Here is a 17,919-nt window from a genome sequence, read left to right as displayed (position 1 = left end):
ACCTCCCTCTTCAGATCAAAAAACAATTCACCCCGCCCATCAGCAAGCCCAGCAAGGCCCCCAGCCAGACGATTGCCTTCAGTTCCTTGTCCATCACTTGGAAAATCAGCTTTTCAGTCTCGTTGACATCCATTTCCTGTATCCGTTCACGGATGATTTTCGATATATCCACCGATGCCAAGATACGGGGAAGATGTTCGCAGATTATCGTAGAATATACAGACACTACCCCGTCTGCCAACTGCCGAAGCTGCTCCTCCTTCCCTGCCAAGACATCCCTGACCGACGTATTCAGAAAGGTCTGCACTTCATCCCCCAGCAATTTCCCGACCATCCGTCCGCCATCCTCACGAAGCATCTTATTAATGTGGTTTCCCAAAAATTTCTCGGCAGGTTTACGGAGAAGTTCCAGGAACTTACTTACCACGTTCTGGCCCAACAAAGCCGTAGTCGCCCCGCCAATACCGCCCATCATTCCGCCTAATCCGACCAGGATTTCCGAGGCGCCGTCGCCATTCAGCTTTGCCGACACCCGGTCCATCGTCAGACGGGCAATGGTTTCCCCAACCGACGGGTCAAGCAATTTCGCCTGTATCTGCCCTGTCAGGTTTTCATTGACGCTTCGCACAATCCGACCCACCTCCTCTTCCGAAAAATAATGACCCAGAAATTGAGATACGGTTTCGGGATTTTCCTGTTGCTCGCCGAGGAAACCGCACACCGCCGCCCGGACTTTCCCTACCATCTCATCCGCCAACAGATACTTCGTCAGCACCTCGTTGTTCATAAAATTCTCGCTCACCACATTTCCGATGGCCTCCGAGATCCGCCTTTTTTCTTTCGGGATAATACCTGGCGTAAAGGGAATATGTATACCCCAAACATACTTTGCCCGATGCGGGCGGAACAGCATACGTATCGCTATATCATTAGTTATATAGCCAATGACTCCTCCTATCAACGGAGTCATGATATAAGTCAATTCATCTGCCATATCCGTAACCTTTTTAACATTTCCTAACTCTTCCTTCATAAAGGTCATCCGCCACCTGCAAAATCACCTCCCGGAGTTCCAGCCCCGCCTTGAATTTCCGGGGGATAGCATCGTACCCCACAACCGTACCTATTATATTGCCCGTCACGGCCCCTGTGGAATCACTGTCTCCATTGTGGTTTACCGCCGCGACCAGGGCCGCCCCGAAATCGCCGAAATGGGCCAACGAGCAATAGATGGCTATAGCTAGGGTCTCCTCGGAAACCCAGCCTTCGCCGATCCCGCCTGTAATATTCTCCACATCGCTTTTACCGTTACCGGCAAGGGATACGGTTTTCTCCACCAAACGGGCAAGGTAGTCCACATCCCCGCCATTATCCGGAAACAGTTCAGGCAACAGGCTTATCCCCTCCCGGATATATAGAAGCATATTTTCACGAGTGGGCGTTTCGTCCGTCGCCAAACGGTAAATAAGATGGAACAACAGGGCAGAAGGTATATAGCCCAACGGATGCTGGAGGGTCAGTTTCGAAACATCAGCCGCCAACAAATCTATTGCCTTGGCATCCTTTATCCGGCATTGGGACGCCGCATATAAAGGAATGGGGGCAATGCGCATTACGCCTCCGCAACCTTTGCTGTTATTTTCCGGCTTACGGCCCGAAATGATCTCACGCAAGGCGCACAAGCATGTATTTCCTGGCGCACGTTGCTCATTCAGCTCTGGAATCGCAGAGATCCAGCATTTGTCGAACCGACTGCTCTTCATGCCGATTTGGGTATAATACCATTCCATATAGGCTTCGCACACGCTCGGGACGGGAGCCGCCCCGGTTTGTTTGGCATTCAGAATGCCACAAGCCGTAAACAACGTCATTTGCGTATCATCCGAGACGAGGGCTTTTCCACCTCCCATGTCCGTAGCGAAACAGGTAATTCCCTCTGTACCATACCGGGACAGAATCATTTCATACGAAAGGAACTCGACCGGATACCCTAATGCATCGCCTATCGCTCCACCTACCAAGGATCCTCGAATTTTATCTATTTGCTTATTTGTTTCCATTCCTACTCAATTTAATCATTCAACCCAAAATATACTTTGCCCCATGCGGGCAGAACAACGTTCGTATCGCTATATCATTTGGTCATATAGCCAATAACTCCTCCTATCAACGGAGTCATGATGTAAGTTGTAAGTTAATTCATAGCGTATTATACAATTTATATTAGTTATTTTCGTTAGGTGCAAGTATATAAATTTTATAGATGAAAAGAAAAAAATCATAAGATATTTTTATGAGTATAAGTGAAAAAAGGTACATCTTTACCCAAAAATACTCTTCTATATAACTACTCCGCCTCACTTCAGAACAGTATATCTCATTCTTCCGACAAGCCTCGATTCTGTCGTAAAAAACAAAAATGGAATAGCGCAATTTATATTTCATCATTTTGCTCGATCACGTTCTTGGCAACCTCAACAAGGATAGAGTAAGGATCTTGTTTGTTTTTCTGGCCGTATTCACGATCGAACGGATTACATAGAATACCACAGCACTTTCATCCGATTTGAACGGTCTACTCACTTTCTGTTTGATTTTCAGAGGTCGGATGGCCTGCTCCGAGACGTTATTGTCAAAGGGAACGTTTTGTCTTTCCTAAAAGAAGAAGAGATAGTCAGAATAGGAAGCAAGGCCATTGCAGAATTCTCGAAACTTGTACTTCTGATGGCTGATATCTTCATCCATGAGATCCCAGTAGCGCTTCTTTATTCAGAACCTTTTTACGATTGTTGGTAAGAATTTTTCAGCTTGGTACAGTTACCTTTTTCCGTTCTAAAATCGAACCTTCAGTCCGCAGAGCGCCAAGGCTTCCTTGACATACATGAAGATTAGGTTACGTTCTAGTTCCGCAACCAGACCAATAGCACTTTACTACCAATGGAATTGTCAAAGCAATAATTCTCCTTAGTGGTGTAAAAGTTGATACTTTTGTTCTGGCATTTACCTATGATGACTATAAGGTCGGAGGGTGTGCGGCTCAACCGGGAGATTTTAGCGATGATGATAGTGTCTCCACGCTTCATAAGCCTCCGCAGCCTACCAAGTTTACGGTCACGCACTTTCCATTTTCACTGCCCACTTCGGTCACCCAACTGTCTACCTTGAGATTCCGGCTCTCGATAAAGCGACGGATTTCGTCTTCTTGGTTGGTAAGCACTTGTTTTCTCGTGCTTACCCGTAAATATCCTATGATCATAATTGGTGATAAGTTAGATGAGAGCGAGATTGCTCTCAACAAAGGAAAGGTAAGCCTTTAAAAGTGATATACAGCATGGAATGTCAAAGGTTTGTATAAAAGCGCATGCGATCTCCGGAGCATTGGGGAGGGACGGTTTGTCGGCGTTTACGCCGTTAAACCGTCCGGTTTTCGTTTAACGAAAACACAACTTGCTATTACCTTTGTGGTAATAAGAGCCAGTTCTCCATTTCATGTCGAACAGTCTCATCGCAACCTGTTGGTTACGATTTTGATAAAATTGATAAATCGCATCGAATTGCGTAGCGAGAAAGTGCGGAATATTATCGGGGAGATGCCGCCTTTCCTGATCCGCTGGGGAAATACGGTCTTGGTAGTCGTATTTCTTTTATTGTGGGCGTTTCTGTATTGGTATTGACGCTTACTTCGGTTATACCAAGAAAAATGTCAGACCTTTCCACAGAGAAGCCCGACATTTCTGATTAAATAAGGGATATATTTCCGGGTATACTTACCAGCCCGGATTTTGTTTCAGATTTTCATTCAGCGTAATGGCTGATTCGGGGATTGGGTAATAATATTGCCGTCCGTCTTCGTACCATACACGCGACGGGTCGTTGTCGTACCAGGTCAAGTTGCCGGAGTTCGAACCAGTGATACCCTGCTGGGTAACATCGCCCCCATCGACGGCTATTGGTGTACAGGTTGCCGGCAAGCCGGTAGGCGTCTCTCCTTTATAGAAGATGACATCGGTTGTACCGTCGTGGTCGAGGTCGAGCTGCTGGTTCAGGGCCGGAACATAAATACCTGTCCAACGCATGGCCATCAGTTCGCCGTGTTTCCAGCGGAGCAGGTCGGTGAAACGGAAACCTTCGAGAGCCAGTTCGACCGAACGTTCGCGGCGGACTTCCAACAAGGTCGCATCGTTGATATCCGGGAAATAGGCTGTTTGGATATATTTGTCTACTTTAGTTGGCTTGACTGTCAGTCCGCCGGTGATGCCGGCACGGGCACGCAGTACGCCGACCGTATTTGCCCAATCCTCATCGGTCAGGGTTCCTAATTCGGCTTTTGCTTCGGCGTAGTTCAGCAATACCTCGGCATAGCGGAACAAGGGGATTGAGTTGGTGTTGAAACCGCCAGCATCGTAGTAAGTATCATCCAAGGTGTATTTAATGGGCTGGTAACCGGTATAAGAGTATCCGTTGAAATTCGGAGCCGCCGGTTTGCCGTCGCGCTGGTATCCCGGTGTACGGATAGTCTGTGCCAAGCGGGCATCACGATTCTGACATTCGTCGTAGAACTCGATCTGTTCGTGGTTGGGCTTGTCGGTAAACGGCGTTCCGTCTTTCATCAGGAACAGGTTGATGAATTGGCGGATCATGCTGAAGCGGGGTCCGTAGGTTCCCGAAGTCCACCACCAGTTGGCTTCGCCCAAGATGCCCAGGCCTTCGTCGGCTACGCTGGCAAGCATCACTTCCGAAGTAATCGGAGTGTTGCTGGTGAACAAGTCTCTCATCGAAGATCCTGTACCGCCGCCGGTATAGATACTGTGTCCGCTTTCTCGCATGACGATTTCGGCAGCCGAGGCTGCTTCCTGTAACCATTTGTCGGCCGTGTCAGTCAATCCCAATTCGGTGTGGTATTTGCGGAAAGTCCCTTCAAACAGGCAGATGCGTGATTTCAGGGCATACGCCACCCATTTGGTAACCAGCGATCCGGTTTCGTCGCTTGTACGTGTGATATTTTCGCAGGCGAAATTCAAGTCTTCCAGTACATGATCCATGACCAAGGTACGCGGGTCGCGCGGAGCGTACAGCAATTCGTCGTCGACACTCAGCGTGCGGTCTACCCAAGGTACATCGCCGAAGCGTACCACTTTCTGGTAGTAGAAGTATGCCCGGAAGAAGCGGGCAAGCCCGATATAATTGTTGCGTACGGTTTCATCGACCGCTTCGCTAGTACAGTTCTCAATGAAGTAGTTGATGTTGCGCAAGTCTTCCCAATCCCAACCGCTGCTTAATTCTGATGAATAGGCATTTTTACGGATGAAATCATCGTAGTTGTTTACGGCTCCATAGTCGCACATAGCATCCTGACGGAAACCGTTATCGACCGAAGGCAGCATATTGTAGAATGAATACGAGTAGGTCTCCAATCCTTTTTCGTTGCTGAATACGGTTTCTTTGTCGACCGAGGCCTGCGGTATTTCGTCCATCGAGCAGGATGCCAGGAACAGGCAGGCTGTTACAAAAGGTATGATAGCTTTTTTCATGTTCATTGTTGTTTGTTTGTTAGAATGTTACTGATACGCCTAAACTGATGCTTGTCATTTGCGGATAACTTTGTCCGTCGCCGCTGTTTCCGTCGGTCAGGTCTGGATCGGAACCTTGGATATTCGTCACGTCCAAATCGTGTGTATGTTTATACAGTGGAGACCAGCACCAGAGATTCTCGGCCGAGATATAGATGCGGGCGTTTTGCATATACATCTTTTCGATGATGTTTTTCGGCAGGGTATAACCGAACTGGAGATTCTTCAGGCGGATGTAAGCTACATTCTGTAAGTAGCCAGATTGCGGTGTATCTTTCAATGACGAATTGTAACCGGCATAGCGGGGCAGGTAGGCATCGCGGTTATCCTCGGTCCAATAATTACCCAAATGCCAGGTAGGCAAATTGTTGTATGGGCGGTTGTACTGCCCCCAGAAGATACATTCGCTGCTCGGATACCAGTCTTGTTTACCTACTCCCTGGAAGAAGGCCGATACGAAGAAATTGTTCCAGTCGGCACTCAGGTTCAGGCTGTAAGTGAAACGGGGCAGGCTGTTACCGATAACGGTTTTGTCGCCGTGATCACTTACGGTATTTTTTCCGTAGTCGATGACTCCGTCATTATTCAAATCCTTAATCTTGACATCTCCCGGATATGTTATTCTCTGGGCCGAAGACTGGATCAATGTCTGGTCGGCATGGTTGTCGATTTCTTCCTGGCTTTGGAAAAGACCTTCGGTTACGTAACCCCAGATTTCACCTACGCATTGTCCTTCGTAATAGTCATTCAGATTACCAGCCTGATTATTGTAACGGTCGATGGTTGATTTGTAATCCGACAAGGTTCCTCGAATTTCATAATTGAACGGTTTGCTGGCCAGTTGGAACTGGTCTCGCCAGGTCAGGGTGATTTCCCATCCGCGGGTGGTCATATCGGCATAGTTGCCTTTGGGTGAATCGGCACCGAAGATATCCGGCAGAGTTTTTCCTACCGTGTACATGTCGGTTGTCTTACGGATGTAATAGTCGCCCGAGAAGCGCAGGCGTCCGTTCAGTGTCCCGAAGTCGGCGCCTACATCAGTCGTGGTGGCCGTTTCCCAGGTCAAACCATCGGGCATTACGCCGGGAGCTTGTGTGTATTTGTTTTTCAATCCGTTCAGTACACGGTCAGAGGTGCTGATGCTCAACAGTTCCATAAAACTGTATGGATCTACGTTACCATTTCCTAACGAACCGTAAGAAGCGCGGACTTTGATATCCGACAGGATTTCAGGTTTCACATGCCAGAAACTTTCTTCCGACAGACGCCAACCGCCGGAGATAGACGGGAAGAATGCCCATTGCTGATCCATCGGGAATTTGGAAGAACCGTCGTAACGGCCGTTTACTTCCACCAGATAACGGTCTTTGAAGGCATAGTTCAAGCGGAAGAATCCGCCGGCTACCCGCCATTTGTTGTATTCACCCGACGTGGTGATGGCATCGCCCAACGCCATATTGATGTTCTCGGAATCTTCGAGTAGCAAGCCGTTGCGCTGTACCTTCAGGGCATCGTACGTGGATTGTTCGTAGTTGTAACCTACCATTCCCTTGAAATAGTGTGCGTCGTTGAAGGTATTTTCGTAATCGGCATAGATGTTGGTGGCAAGATAATTGGTCTCTTTCTTGTATTCCTGCAAGTCGTTGTATTCGGTGCTCAGCAGAATGGTTTCGCCTTCCACTTTGCTATAAGGAACCGGGACACGGCGCTGGGTCTGGCCTTCGTCGGTATTACGAAACGTAAAGTCGCCCCGGACATGCAGTTTGTTATCCAGAAAAGACGCCGTAAAGCTGGTCGTATTTCTCAGCATCCGGTTGTTGGTGTCGATGCCGTTCTTGCCGTAGATAAAGTCGCCCAAGGTATAGGCGGCAGAATGCGTGAAAGTTCCATCCGGGTTGTAGATCGGCGAGCTCGGGTGTCCTTCATCGGAGAGGTTTCGCCAAATACCTCCACCTTCACCTACGTTGATCGGGTTGTGGTAGTCCATGTTCGAGAACTCCATGTTGTTTTCCACCTTCAGCCAGTCGAATACCTGGACCGAACCTTTGGCTCGCAGGTTCATTGTCTTGTAGTCGTCGGTATTGTACTTGAACAGACCGTCGTAGCCGTAGAAACGTCCGGAAACGTAGTAGTTCAGTTTCCCGTTGTTACCGCTTACCGAAAGGTTGTGGTCTTGGGCGAACGTATTTTTCTTGTATAATTCCCCGTACCAGTCGGTATTGCCGTAATAAGTATATTTCCCGTTTTCGTCGATGTCCCATTCCTGGGTAATACCTTGTTCTTTGCGCTGGCGGAAATTATCCAGCCATCCCAAGGAAAATTCCTGGGATTTGTTGATGTTTTTCGGATCCGACGAGTAATCGTAATAGGCGTGGTAGGCCTCGTAGAAATGGATGGCGTATTCGTAGCCGTCGGTTACGAAGTCTGGCGTAGTGGCCGGACGTTGCAGAGAGAAATTGCCGGAATAAGTCACCGAAGTCTTGTCTTTGTTCGGTTCTTTGGTAGTAATCAATACCACACCGAATGTACCACGTGCTCCGTAGATGGCAGCCGAAGCGGCATCTTTCAGTACGGAAACGCTGGCGATATCGTTCGGGTTCAGGGTCGATGGGTCACCTTCCACACCGTCGATCAGTACCAGAGCGTCTCCACCTTGACCGATCGATGTTGTACCGCGCACGTTGAAGCTTGCCGTGCGGTTTGGTTTACCGTCGGTGATGCTGATGTTCAAGTTCGGGATGGAACCTTGCAGGGCTTGGGTCACGTTGGGTACGGAGCGATTGTCGAATACTTCGCTGGTTACTTGCTCCACAGCGCCGGTCAGGTTTACTTTCTTCTGTGTACCGTAACCTACTACCACCACTTCATCCAAAGCCTGGGAATCTTCTTTCAGGATAATGTTCAGTTGGTTGTTACCCTTTACTGCGATGTCTTGTGATACATATCCGATAAAGGAAACCGACAGGATGGCGTTTTTCTTTACCTGTATGGAGAAATTGCCGTCGAAATCGGTCACGGTTCCGTTGGTTGTTCCTTTTTCAATGATATTGGCGCCGATGACAGGTATTCCCGCCTGATCAATCACTGTACCTGTCAGTGTGTAGACGTCATCCTGCTGGGTTGTTGCCGGAATCATATCTGGGACAGCTGCGAATGTGGAAGGTATTCCCTGTAATGTTCCTGCTACACACAAAACTCCGGTAAACCGGAGAATCTTACTTGAAAATTCCATGTTTTAGAAATTTTGTTTAAGCTAATATTTTTTTCTTTTCGGGTGCAAAGGAACGGGTCTCAGATTATAATAGCGTTTATAAACGGTTACAATGTTGCTACAATTTGTTCACAAAAAGGTTTCGGCAGGTATATTGAACACAGAGACACGAAGATTCAGAGTTCAATATATATCCTCTGTATCTCCGTGTCTCTGTGTTTAATTCTACATTCAGACAGAAGAACAAAAGAACAAATTTTTTGTCAATTTAAAATATGTTCTTTTGTTCTTCTGTCTAAATCCAATATCTGCCTAGTTTTGATATGCCCTTTTGCTATATCCGGAAATGGATAAGATTATCCGATGATATGGTGTTTCTTGAATACCTTCTGGATAGCTTCCAGTGCATAGTCGAGCTGCGACTGTGTATGAGTCGCCATCAGCGAGAAGCGGATCAGCGTATCTTCGGGAGCAACGGCCGGCGATACAACCGGGTTGACGAAGATGCCGGCATCGAACAATTCTTTTACAACCAGGAATGTCAGGTCGTTGTTGCGGATGAAAAACGGAATGATCGGGGTCGACGTATGTCCGATTTCACAACCCATGTTGCGGAAACCATCGAGTGCATAGTGTGTCAGTTTCCACAAGTGCTCGATACGTTCAGGCCCGTTGAGCATGATGTCAAGAGCTGCGCCTGCGGCAGCTGTTGCAGCCGGCGTGTTGCTGGCACTAAAAATATAAGAGCGTGAGTTGTGGCGCAAATAGTTGATCGTATCTTTGTCGGAAGCGATGAAACCGCCGATCGAGGCGAACGGCTTGCTGAATGTACCCATGATGAGGTCTACATCGTCAGTCAGGCCAAAGTGGTTGCAAGTACTGCGTCCATAGTCGCCCAATACACCGATACCGTGGGCCTCGTCGACCATGATACTGGCATTGTATTTCTTGGTCAGTTTTACGATTTCAGGTAGGTTGGCCGCATCGCCTTCCATGCTGAATACACTGTCGATAACAATCAGCTTCACTTTGTCGGGGGTACATTTCTGGAGTTGCTTTTCCTGCGATTCCATGTCGTTGTGTTTGTATTTCAGTTTGGTAAAGAACGACAAGCGATGGCCTTCGATGATGGAGGCGTGATCCAATTCGTCCCAGATGATGTAGTCTTCCCAGCCTGTCAGACAAGAAACAACACCCAAATTCACTTGAAAGCCGGTCGAATAAACGATGGCTTCTTCTTTGCCAACAAATTCAGCCAGCCATTTTTCCAGTTGGATATGTAAATCTAAAGTTCCATTCAGGAAACGTGAACCCGCACAGCCCGTACCATATTTCTTGATGGCTTCGATGGCTGCTTCTTTTACTTTCGGATGGTTGGTCAAGCCCAAATAGGCATTCGAGCCGAACATCAAGACTTTCTTTCCGTTGATTACTACTTCTGTGTCCTGATCGCTCTGGATTTCAAGGAAGTAGGGGTAAATCCCCGCGGCCATGGCACGTTGCGGGGCATCATACTTTGCTAATTTCTTTTGTAGAAGTTTCATATTATTTATAAAGAGAATGATTTATCTTCTTTCCACATATTGTTTCAGCTTGCGAAACTTGAGTTTAGTCAGCTTCATTATAAAAAATGACAGCCCGATTCCGCATATGGCGAAACCGGGCCTGTATCATGGAAAGATTTTTCAGTTATTATAGGAAAGCAACAGTTCTGCCATTGCTCCGTTCTGCGGAATCATGGCCGGAAAGTCGGTCTTTCCCGGCTTGTATCATAGTAAAGACTTACATACCGTGGGATATAGTCGGTAAGTTGTAATGATGTCCTGTTCATGATTTTTGTTTTTTAAAGTCGTTATACAAACGAAAAAGCCCTGCTTTTGTCGTGCAGGGCCTGATTCTTGTGGAACTGATGCCTTTGGAACTCCTGTTTGTATGGTATCTCCATGTCTCAATCAGATATTCCTTGGTTTCCTTGATATTCCCGTGTACCATACAGCCTTTCTCGTCATACAGATAGCAGGTGTTGAGAAGGAGCGGTATGCCGTCATGCATTCCGTACATGTACAGCTCAATATCATTTTTTATGGCATTTGTCTTTCCCTTTTCCACTTTTTTATCTATTTCCCTGCGTATCTTGTTTATATCAGGGGATGTGAATCCGATGATTTCGGAATGGAATGTAAACTGATACTGTTTCATAACCCCTCTCGTTTAATCTTCCGTTACCAGTTCGTCCTCGTATACTTCAAACTCAAGCCCACTGTCAACAATCCGTACCAGCCAGCGGTATTGTAGCTTTTCAATCAATTCCACAACCCTGTAACCTTTGTAGGGTATTCTCAGAAATACAATGTCTCCGGTTTTCATTGCTTGTTCCTCATTTTTTATTGTGCGTGTATTATTTCTATCAGTTCTTCATCCGTAAGGTAACGTAGTTCCTGTGTGGAGCAGAACAGGCAGATGTCTTCCTGCAGTTCATTTGCCGTGGCATCCAGATTTCGGACTCCTTCGATTAAGGCTTCCTCCAGTTCCTTGGTCGAAACAATATATGTATCGTAGTCATCGCAGACCGTGCGTATGGGGGAAACGTTCTTCCCGATAGACAATGTCCTTTATCATGTCACTCTGTGGCGGCAGTCTGGTACTGATTGTCTTGAACTGTTCGGGTGCAAGGTCTTTCAGCCGATCAGGATTGAACCGGAACATCTTGAAGCCCTGACATTCGAGTCCGGCAGATTCCGCTATCCTGTTATGGATAAGGAAATCATGTACATGCCTGTTGCAGTCTCGGCTGTCCACATAGGCATGAAACGGTGGAAGTGAATGGCAGTTTATGGTGATGTCCGTGTAGGCTTCCCAGCGTTCCGGATTATTTTCAGACCGGGACTCAAGTCCTACGTACAGGTTGTCATTGTCGGTATAACTGTTCAGAACGAGTCTGACTTCAATGTGTTCAACCGGATATGCGGCGGTTTTCCAGTATAGTTTGTTGGATTTGTTCATACTTGTCTTGTTTTTAGACGGGAACACGGCGGTCATTCCACCGTATTCCCTTTTGAATTATGATTTAATGATTGTCGCTCACTGTGCGGATTCTTTTTTCACAGTTCTCAGTCTTTTAAGGAGATACAGGAAATATTTGCGGTCGTATATACGAAAAAGGAATTCCTCGCCTGTTTCCTTGACTTGTCCGATAAATGTTACCGACTCTCTGTTTGGAGGATATTGGAAAAAGTTACCGCTTGACGCCAGGGTAAGTCTTTTACGGGATACATAATCTATAAGTTTATCCGGGGTATCATGGCTACCTTTTCCTCTGTAAAACAAATAATGGTTGTTACGGAGACTCTTCTGCGTTTCTGCCATATCTGCCCTCGCTTGCTTGCGGCCCGCTCCTATAACAAGGTTGCCGATAAACAGGCTGTGTTTTTCATCCAATGAAAAGTAATAGGATATAAGTTTGCTCTCGTCCTGATTATTTCCAATAGGATGTACGGGACACTTCTTCATGATAGTTGCCTTTCTGTTTATTATTTCCATATGTCGGTCAATCTGTCTGTCCAGTTCATTTTGTGTAGTCCTTATTGAACGCAGTCCTTGAAAATAGCGGTTATCTCGTTCAAAACAGAAGGGATATATATTCGCATGGTATGTCGCCGACAAAAAATGAGTTTTCTTTTAAGCGTAAAGGTGGCAGAATATCCATCATACAGAAGTAGTCTTCTTCTGTGATTTCCTTGAACGGTCCGGCCTGGCTTTGATAATAAACACATAACATCTTGCTGACTTTAGCCAGGGTAACGGCAATCAGAAACGGATTGTTTTCCCGTACGCGTAATTCCTCAATCGTCTCTCCTCCGAAATCGCTATGGTTTCCGTCGGTCATGCAGGTCAGGCAAGTTCCATCGAAGTAACGTGAGTCTATAATGTATTTTGTCTGTCGGTCCATATCAGAATTGTTTGGTTTGAAGGTTCAATACTCTTTTGGCGGCGCATACGGCATTCCGTGTGAGTTGGCGTTGCCATGCCTTGTTTTTGGGAGACCATCGGAAACCGGAGGATTTCAACTCTTTCCGCTTGTCGTCTTCCGGAATTTTGTCAAACAGGATTTGCAGACGGTCCTCTCCGTAGTTCCAGACCAGCGTTCCTTCTCCGAAAGAAAATACCTTATTTTCCTGTCCTTTGGCAATTTCCAGCTTTTCCCTTATTTCCCGTGCCGTTTCCGGCAGGCTGAAAAACTTATTGCGGGCGGTGATGATGGGCTTCTTTACCCTGGCGTTGTATTCGGAAATGAAATTCACGGCTTTCTGGACAATTTCCACCTCACCTTTACCGGCATAAGTGCTGACCTTGTTGAGGATGCTGCTGACGAACAAGGCACGTCTGTACCCCTTGCATTTGCCCGTGTCGAGTTCATGAATGGTATTTGCGCTGCTCTCGATATCCTGTTTCAGGGAAAGCCAGGCTTTCTCCTGTTTCTCCTCTTCCGGCCGGTTTTTTTCTTCCATGCGCTCTGCCGCTTTTAAGACCTTATCCCGCCAGTTCCGTAATTCCTCATACCTGTTCTGGTAAGCCCGATTGGCTTTTTCCTGTTTGTATATATCGAATCCGCTTCGTCCTGTGACCATCGGGTTGGCACATCGGGAAAGGGCGGCAAGCTGCGCGGCGAACTTCTGTTTATAAGCGGCGATGTAGTCCTCGTGCTTTTTCTCCGGTATTTTCTTCAGGTCACCGTGAATTTCCTCCTCGTAAATCATGATGTCCGATTCTCCCCGGATGTCCGGGTCGAAGGAACTCCACCTGTAGGCATCGCAAGCCTGTTCCCACAAGGATTCCAGATAACCGGGGTATTTGAATTCTGTCACTTCCCAGTCTTTGAATTCTGCCGGATACAGTTCGCTCTCTTTTCTCGGATATCCGAAAAGATGTACGAAACTTGCCATGCCGAGATGCTTTTTCCTGAAGAGGAAAGGGACGGGCGGCTCTTCGCTTCCTCTTTTGCGTATCATGGCAGCCCGATGCGCATTTCTCACACTCAGCGGTTGGATATCCACCGGCATCCCGTCTCTCCCTGTCCGGTCGGTTACTTGTCCTTCGCCGACTTTGTTCGCTTTAATTTCAGTCATATACTTATTTTTTAATTGATACATGACCGGCTCTACAGCCGGTATTTTTATTTCTTACATGCTTCCTGTCTGTCTTTTGCCTTGATTGCGGCAAGGCTTGGCGGAAAAAAATACCGGAGCGCAGCGAAGATGATTTTTTTTCAGCCAACCGGCCCGAAGGGCCGCCTTGCGCAATCGAAGGCAAAAGGCTACCTTTGCAGGTAAGAAATGGAAATACTGACTGTTTGGGAAAAAGAAAAGCTACCCTATTTTTGAACAGGATAGCTTCTTGCATGTAAATATCAAATCGTTGTGTTTGGCTCTATCGAACAGCAAATTTGTTTCTCATTTCTTTCATTTCATTGGATATGGTCTTATCTAAAATCCGTACATAAATTTTGGTCGTTCTAATATCTGTATGGCCAAGCATTTTAGCGATGGATTCTATGGATACCTTATTGGCAAGAGCAACAGTTGCAAAAGTATGCCTGGCGAGGTAAGTAATATTTAGAAATGCAATAAAAAACAGAATGGCGATAATTAAACGTAAATCGTTTATAATTAAGTATTTTACAAGATTTGCATAATAGACAGACCTGCAAAAGAAAACAAAATATTGCAGCGTTTCAGTTACCAGACTGTTAGCCGTCTGTTTCGGGAACAACGACAGGTAACCGAATTTTTACCGATAGGAACAAAGCGGATTTGTATTCACTGTTTATCAATGTTTTGCATGCCAAAGAACGCTTTTCAAAGGAGTATTTTTACAACCTAAAAAAGAGCGTTTATGAAAGTGGAAAAATTCAAGGTACTGCTCTACCTGAAAAAGAGCGAGCCGGACAAGACCGGCAAGGCCCCGATCATGGGACGGATCACCCTGAACCGTACGATGGCGTAGTTCAGCTGCAAGCTCTCCTGTACCCCCGGACTATGGAACGCGCGTGAGAGCCGTGAAGCGGTGAAGACCAATGAAAAAATAGAGAGACTGCTGCTTGCCGTACACTCGGCCTTCAATTCCCTCATGGAAAGAAAAAAGGATTTCGATGCCGCCGCGGTCAGGAACATGTTCCAGGGTAACGCGGGCATGCAGATGACCCTGCTCAAACTTCTCGACCGGCACAATGAAGGGATGAAAGCCCGTGTGGGTGTGGACCGTGCGCCGACAACAATGTCGACCTACGTCTACACCCGGCGCACCCTTGCCGAATTCATCAAAACGGAATTCAAGGTCTCGGACCTTGCCTTCGGACAGCTCAACGAGCAGTTCATCCGTGACTACCAGGACTTCTGCCTGGAAAAGAAGGGACTAGCGATGGAGACGATGCGCCATTACCTGTCCATCCTAAAGAAGATCTGCCGCATCGCCTATAAAGAGGGGCATTCGGAGAAATACCATTTCTGCCACTTCAAGCTGCCCAAGCAGAAGGAAAGTACGCCGAAAGCACTCAGCCGGGAGAATTTCGAGAAACTGCGTGATCTGGAGATACCGGAAAAACGCAGATCACATGTCATCACCCGGGACCTCTTCCTCTTCGCCTGTTACACCGGTACCGCCTATGCCGATGTGGTAAGCATCACCCGGGAGAACCTTTTCACGGACGACGGGGGCAGCCTCTGGCTGAAATACCGGCGAAAGAAGACCGACTACCTCGGACGTGTCAAGCTGCTGCCGGAAGCCGTTGCGCTGATCGAGAAGTACCGTGACGATACCCGCGTCACGCTCTTCCCGCCGCAGGACTACCACACGCTCAGGGCCAACATGAAATCCCTGCGCCTGATGGCGGGGCTCAGCCAGGACCTTGTCTACCACATGGGACGGCATTCTTTCGCCTCCCTGGTCACGCTCGAGGAAGGGGTGCCGATCGAGACCATCAGCAAAATGCTGGGACACTCCAACATAAAGACCACTCAGATATACGCCCGTGTGACCCCGAAGCGACTGTTCGAGGACATGGACAGGTTCGTCGAGGCAACCCGCGATTTGAAACTTATTCTTTAATCCTAAAAAATATCATTATCATGTGCAGTACATTCAAACTCTTATTCTACATCAACCGCAACAAGGTCAGATCGGACGGCACGACCGCCGTCCTCTGCCGGATCAGCGTCGACGGGAAGAAGTCGGCCGTTACCACCGGTATCTATTGCAAACCCGGTGACTGGGACAGTACGAAGGGAGAAATCAAAACAGTCAGGGAGAACAACTGCCTTGCCGCCTTCCGCAGCCGGCTGGAAGAGGCGTACGGGAACCTATTGAGGAACCAGGGAGTGGTCACGGCCGAACTGCTCAAGACCACCGTGTCAGGTGCCAATTCCGTGCCGGAATACCTCCTGCAGGCCGGAGAGGTGGAATGCGAACGGCTCAGGGTCCACTCCAAGGAGATCAACTCCACCTCGACCTACCGCCAGTCGAAGATCACACAGCTCAATCTCAGGCAGTTCATCGAATCCCGCGGGATGAAGGACATCGCCTTTTCGGACATCACCGGGGAGTTCGCCGAATCGTTCAAGGTCTTCCTCAAGAAGGAGCTGGGATACAGGAACGGGCATGTGAACCACTGTCTGTGCTGGCTCAACCGGCTCATCTACATCGCCGTGGACCGGGAGTATTGCGGGCCAACCCGATAGAAGATGTGACATACGAGAAGAAAGATGCACCTAAACTAAGGCATATCAGCCGCAATGAACTGAAGCGGCTGATGGAGACCCCGATCCCGACCCGATGATGGAGCTGGCGCACAGGACGTTCATCTTCTCCTGTATGACCGGACTTTCATACGTGGATATATGCGAATTAACAAGCAATGAAATACGTTTGGCGTTCGATGATAATTTGTGGATTATAAAGAAACGGCACAAAACAAAGGTTACATCAAATATCCGCTTACTGGATATTCCGAAAGCCATCCTGAATAAATACGAGGGGAAACTTAAAAACGGTCAGCTATTACCTGTTATCAGTAATCAAAAGATGAATGATTATTTGAAAGAAATTGCCATCGTATGCGGAATTGACAAAAACGTGACATTTCATCTTGCGAAACATAGTAAATTTTATATCTAACTGATAAACAGTTGTTTATAGCATATTATTCTATTTATAGGTAACGATTTAGAAACGAGCGAATTACTATATTCAGTTTTCTTTTGCATTAATCAAAGAACGATTTCAACGCTGCAAATATACATTTAGCCAGCGATAAAAGCAAGTGTTTCCTGCCGCATAAATATCTCAAAACCAGTTATGGACGAAGGAGGGCTGATTCCACGCCTCCCTATCCAATGAGTAAAGCATTTTCCTCCCGGCAAAAAGCGACATTACATTCTCCTTTTTATATTTAGTCATTACAAGATTCTTATTCTCTGAAATACAATATTTTGCGTAAACAGGCAAGTGATTGTATCTGATAATTTTGCATCCTGTAAAAATTTAAAATCAGAGAGTTTATGGCTACAGTAAAAGTCAAGTTCAGACCCTCCTCCGTGGACGGCAGAGAGGGCACGGTTTATTATCAAGTGATTCACGGACGTGTGGCAAGGCAGATCAACACTTCCTACAAGCTGTTTCCAGCCGAGTGGAGCAAGCGGCATTCCCGGATTGTCATCACGCCATCCGATGAGGACAGGCGATAATATCTATTGCTATTGGATAAAAGAATAGCGGAGGATACCGACCGGCTGGAGAATGTCATCACGGCCCTGGGATGGAAGGGAGGTACTTTCACCGCCAATGACGTAACCTCCGCCTTTCACGGCGAGCATCGCGGGCTTTTCTTTCTCGTTTTTATGCGGGAGGTCATAAACGGCCTGAGACGTATGGGAAAGGTACGTACCGCTGAGACCTATACGTCCACGCTCAACAGTTTCATACGGTTCATGGATGGAAAGGATATACCATTAGGAGATATGGATTCCGACCTGATGACCGCATACGAGGCATGGCTGAGGTCTAAAAAAATCTCCATGAACACGATATCCTTTTACATGCGTATTTTGCGTGCCACCTACAACCGTGCCGTGGAGAAGGGACTCG

The 17,919-nt window shown here is 47.2% G+C and carries 16 protein-coding genes and 4 pseudogenes; 5 read left to right on the top strand and 15 right to left on the bottom strand.

The window, feature by feature from the left end:
* Nucleotides 1-10 precede the first annotated feature (10 nt).
* The 4 genes and pseudogenes from Q0110_RS01730 to Q0110_RS01720 form a co-directional block, all read right to left on the bottom strand.
* Nucleotides 11-994, bottom strand: coding sequence for a DUF445 family protein (locus Q0110_RS01730; protein ID WP_297901419.1), 984 nt, complete (start codon nucleotides 992-994; stop codon nucleotides 11-13).
* 13 nt (nucleotides 995-1,007) lie between these two features.
* Complete coding sequence (locus Q0110_RS01725) at nucleotides 1,008-2,060, bottom strand: ADP-ribosylglycohydrolase family protein (protein ID WP_297901418.1); 1,053 nt, start codon at nucleotides 2,058-2,060, stop codon at nucleotides 1,008-1,010.
* 397 nt (nucleotides 2,061-2,457) lie between these two features.
* Nucleotides 2,458-2,640: pseudogene (locus tag Q0110_RS18250) on the bottom strand (transposase); the annotation flags it as partial.
* 181 nt (nucleotides 2,641-2,821) lie between these two features.
* Nucleotides 2,822-3,256, bottom strand: a pseudogene (locus Q0110_RS01720) (recombinase family protein); the annotation flags it as partial.
* A gap of 271 nt (nucleotides 3,257-3,527) precedes the next feature.
* Here Q0110_RS01720 and Q0110_RS01715 point away from each other — a divergent pair.
* Entirely contained in the window at nucleotides 3,528-3,674 is a 147-nt protein-coding gene (locus Q0110_RS01715) for a hypothetical protein (protein ID WP_297901416.1), read from the top strand.
* 93 nt (nucleotides 3,675-3,767) lie between these two features.
* Here Q0110_RS01715 and Q0110_RS01710 read toward each other — a convergent pair whose 3' ends face one another.
* The 11 genes from Q0110_RS01710 to Q0110_RS01660 all read right to left on the bottom strand — a co-directional run bounded on the left by Q0110_RS01710 (nucleotide 3,768) and on the right by Q0110_RS01660 (nucleotide 14,550).
* On the bottom strand, nucleotides 3,768-5,531 hold the full coding sequence (locus tag Q0110_RS01710; RefSeq protein WP_297901412.1) for a RagB/SusD family nutrient uptake outer membrane protein: 1,764 nt from the start codon (nucleotides 5,529-5,531) through the stop codon (nucleotides 3,768-3,770).
* A gap of 19 nt (nucleotides 5,532-5,550) precedes the next feature.
* Complete coding sequence (locus Q0110_RS01705) at nucleotides 5,551-8,802, bottom strand: TonB-dependent receptor (RefSeq protein ID WP_297901409.1); 3,252 nt, start codon at nucleotides 8,800-8,802, stop codon at nucleotides 5,551-5,553.
* A gap of 335 nt (nucleotides 8,803-9,137) precedes the next feature.
* A complete protein-coding gene (locus tag Q0110_RS01700) occupies nucleotides 9,138-10,325 on the bottom strand; it encodes an aminotransferase class I/II-fold pyridoxal phosphate-dependent enzyme (RefSeq protein ID WP_297901407.1) in 1,188 nt (395 codons plus the stop codon).
* 283 nt (nucleotides 10,326-10,608) lie between these two features.
* Entirely contained in the window at nucleotides 10,609-10,980 is a 372-nt protein-coding gene (locus tag Q0110_RS01695) for a hypothetical protein (protein WP_297901404.1), read from the bottom strand.
* Nucleotides 10,981-10,992: 12 nt separating this feature from the next.
* Nucleotides 10,993-11,148 carry a hypothetical protein gene (locus Q0110_RS01690; protein ID WP_297901401.1) on the bottom strand — a complete coding sequence of 52 codons (156 nt, stop codon included), beginning with the start codon at nucleotides 11,146-11,148 and terminating at the stop codon, nucleotides 10,993-10,995.
* 192 nt (nucleotides 11,149-11,340) lie between these two features.
* The gene (locus tag Q0110_RS01685; RefSeq protein ID WP_297901398.1) at nucleotides 11,341-11,784 is read right to left on the bottom strand and encodes a DUF4313 domain-containing protein; all 444 of its coding nucleotides are present in this window, start codon (nucleotides 11,782-11,784) and stop codon (nucleotides 11,341-11,343) included.
* A 78-nt stretch (nucleotides 11,785-11,862) separates the two neighbouring features.
* A complete protein-coding gene (locus Q0110_RS01680; RefSeq protein WP_297901396.1) occupies nucleotides 11,863-12,291 on the bottom strand; it encodes a hypothetical protein in 429 nt (142 codons plus the stop codon).
* Between the two features lie 109 nt (nucleotides 12,292-12,400).
* Nucleotides 12,401-12,730, bottom strand: coding sequence for a hypothetical protein (locus Q0110_RS01675; protein WP_297901393.1), 330 nt, complete (start codon nucleotides 12,728-12,730; stop codon nucleotides 12,401-12,403).
* Between the two features lies 1 nt (nucleotide 12,731).
* Nucleotides 12,732-13,907 carry a hypothetical protein gene (locus Q0110_RS01670; RefSeq protein WP_297901389.1) on the bottom strand — a complete coding sequence of 392 codons (1,176 nt, stop codon included), beginning with the start codon at nucleotides 13,905-13,907 and terminating at the stop codon, nucleotides 12,732-12,734.
* A gap of 4 nt (nucleotides 13,908-13,911) precedes the next feature.
* Nucleotides 13,912-14,181, bottom strand: a complete 270-nt coding sequence (locus Q0110_RS01665) for a hypothetical protein (protein WP_297901386.1) — start codon at nucleotides 14,179-14,181, stop codon at nucleotides 13,912-13,914.
* A 27-nt stretch (nucleotides 14,182-14,208) separates the two neighbouring features.
* Nucleotides 14,209-14,550 carry a tyrosine-type recombinase/integrase gene (locus Q0110_RS01660; RefSeq protein WP_366139629.1) on the bottom strand — a complete coding sequence of 114 codons (342 nt, stop codon included), beginning with the start codon at nucleotides 14,548-14,550 and terminating at the stop codon, nucleotides 14,209-14,211.
* 123 nt (nucleotides 14,551-14,673) lie between these two features.
* Here Q0110_RS01660 and Q0110_RS01655 point away from each other — a divergent pair.
* The 4 genes and pseudogenes from Q0110_RS01655 to Q0110_RS01640 form a co-directional block, all read left to right on the top strand.
* Nucleotides 14,674-15,885 (top strand): annotated as a pseudogene (locus tag Q0110_RS01655) (site-specific integrase).
* 20 nt (nucleotides 15,886-15,905) lie between these two features.
* Nucleotides 15,906-16,971, top strand: a pseudogene (locus tag Q0110_RS01650) (hypothetical protein); the annotation flags it as partial.
* 398 nt (nucleotides 16,972-17,369) lie between these two features.
* Entirely contained in the window at nucleotides 17,370-17,519 is a 150-nt protein-coding gene (locus tag Q0110_RS01645; RefSeq protein ID WP_297901384.1) for a hypothetical protein, read from the top strand.
* Between the two features lie 12 nt (nucleotides 17,520-17,531).
* The coding region (locus tag Q0110_RS01640; RefSeq protein ID WP_297901381.1) for a phage integrase SAM-like domain-containing protein at nucleotides 17,532-17,919 on the top strand (388 nt) is incomplete at its 3' end.

This window comes from uncultured Parabacteroides sp. (genome assembly GCF_947855115.1).
In the GTDB taxonomy this organism is placed as follows: domain Bacteria; phylum Bacteroidota; class Bacteroidia; order Bacteroidales; family Tannerellaceae; genus Parabacteroides.
This window is presented reverse-complemented; position numbering and strand designations above follow the sequence as displayed.

Bases quoted from the DNA above. Each gene is read 5' to 3' on its own strand.
- Q0110_RS01730 (WP_297901419.1), bottom strand. From the start codon at position 994: ATGGCAGATGAATTGACTTATATCATGACTCCGTTGATAGGAGGAGTC.
- Q0110_RS01690 (WP_297901401.1), bottom strand. From the start codon at position 11,148: ATGAAAACCGGAGACATTGTATTTCTGAGAATACCCTACAAAGGTTAC.
- Q0110_RS01670 (WP_297901389.1), bottom strand. From the start codon at position 13,907: ATGACTGAAATTAAAGCGAACAAAGTCGGCGAAGGACAAGTAACCGAC.
- Q0110_RS01710 (WP_297901412.1), bottom strand. From the start codon at position 5,531: ATGAAAAAAGCTATCATACCTTTTGTAACAGCCTGCCTGTTCCTGGCA.
- Q0110_RS01680 (WP_297901396.1), bottom strand. From the start codon at position 12,291: ATGAAGAAGTGTCCCGTACATCCTATTGGAAATAATCAGGACGAGAGC.
- Q0110_RS01725 (WP_297901418.1), bottom strand. From the start codon at position 2,060: ATGGAAACAAATAAGCAAATAGATAAAATTCGAGGATCCTTGGTAGGT.
- Q0110_RS01705 (WP_297901409.1), bottom strand. From the start codon at position 8,802: ATGGAATTTTCAAGTAAGATTCTCCGGTTTACCGGAGTTTTGTGTGTA.
- Q0110_RS01695 (WP_297901404.1), bottom strand. From the start codon at position 10,980: ATGAAACAGTATCAGTTTACATTCCATTCCGAAATCATCGGATTCACA.
- Q0110_RS01700 (WP_297901407.1), bottom strand. From the start codon at position 10,325: ATGAAACTTCTACAAAAGAAATTAGCAAAGTATGATGCCCCGCAACGT.
- Q0110_RS01685 (WP_297901398.1), bottom strand. From the start codon at position 11,784: ATGAACAAATCCAACAAACTATACTGGAAAACCGCCGCATATCCGGTT.
- Q0110_RS01665 (WP_297901386.1), bottom strand. From the start codon at position 14,181: ATGCAAGAAGCTATCCTGTTCAAAAATAGGGTAGCTTTTCTTTTTCCC.
- Q0110_RS01675 (WP_297901393.1), bottom strand. From the start codon at position 12,730: ATGGACCGACAGACAAAATACATTATAGACTCACGTTACTTCGATGGA.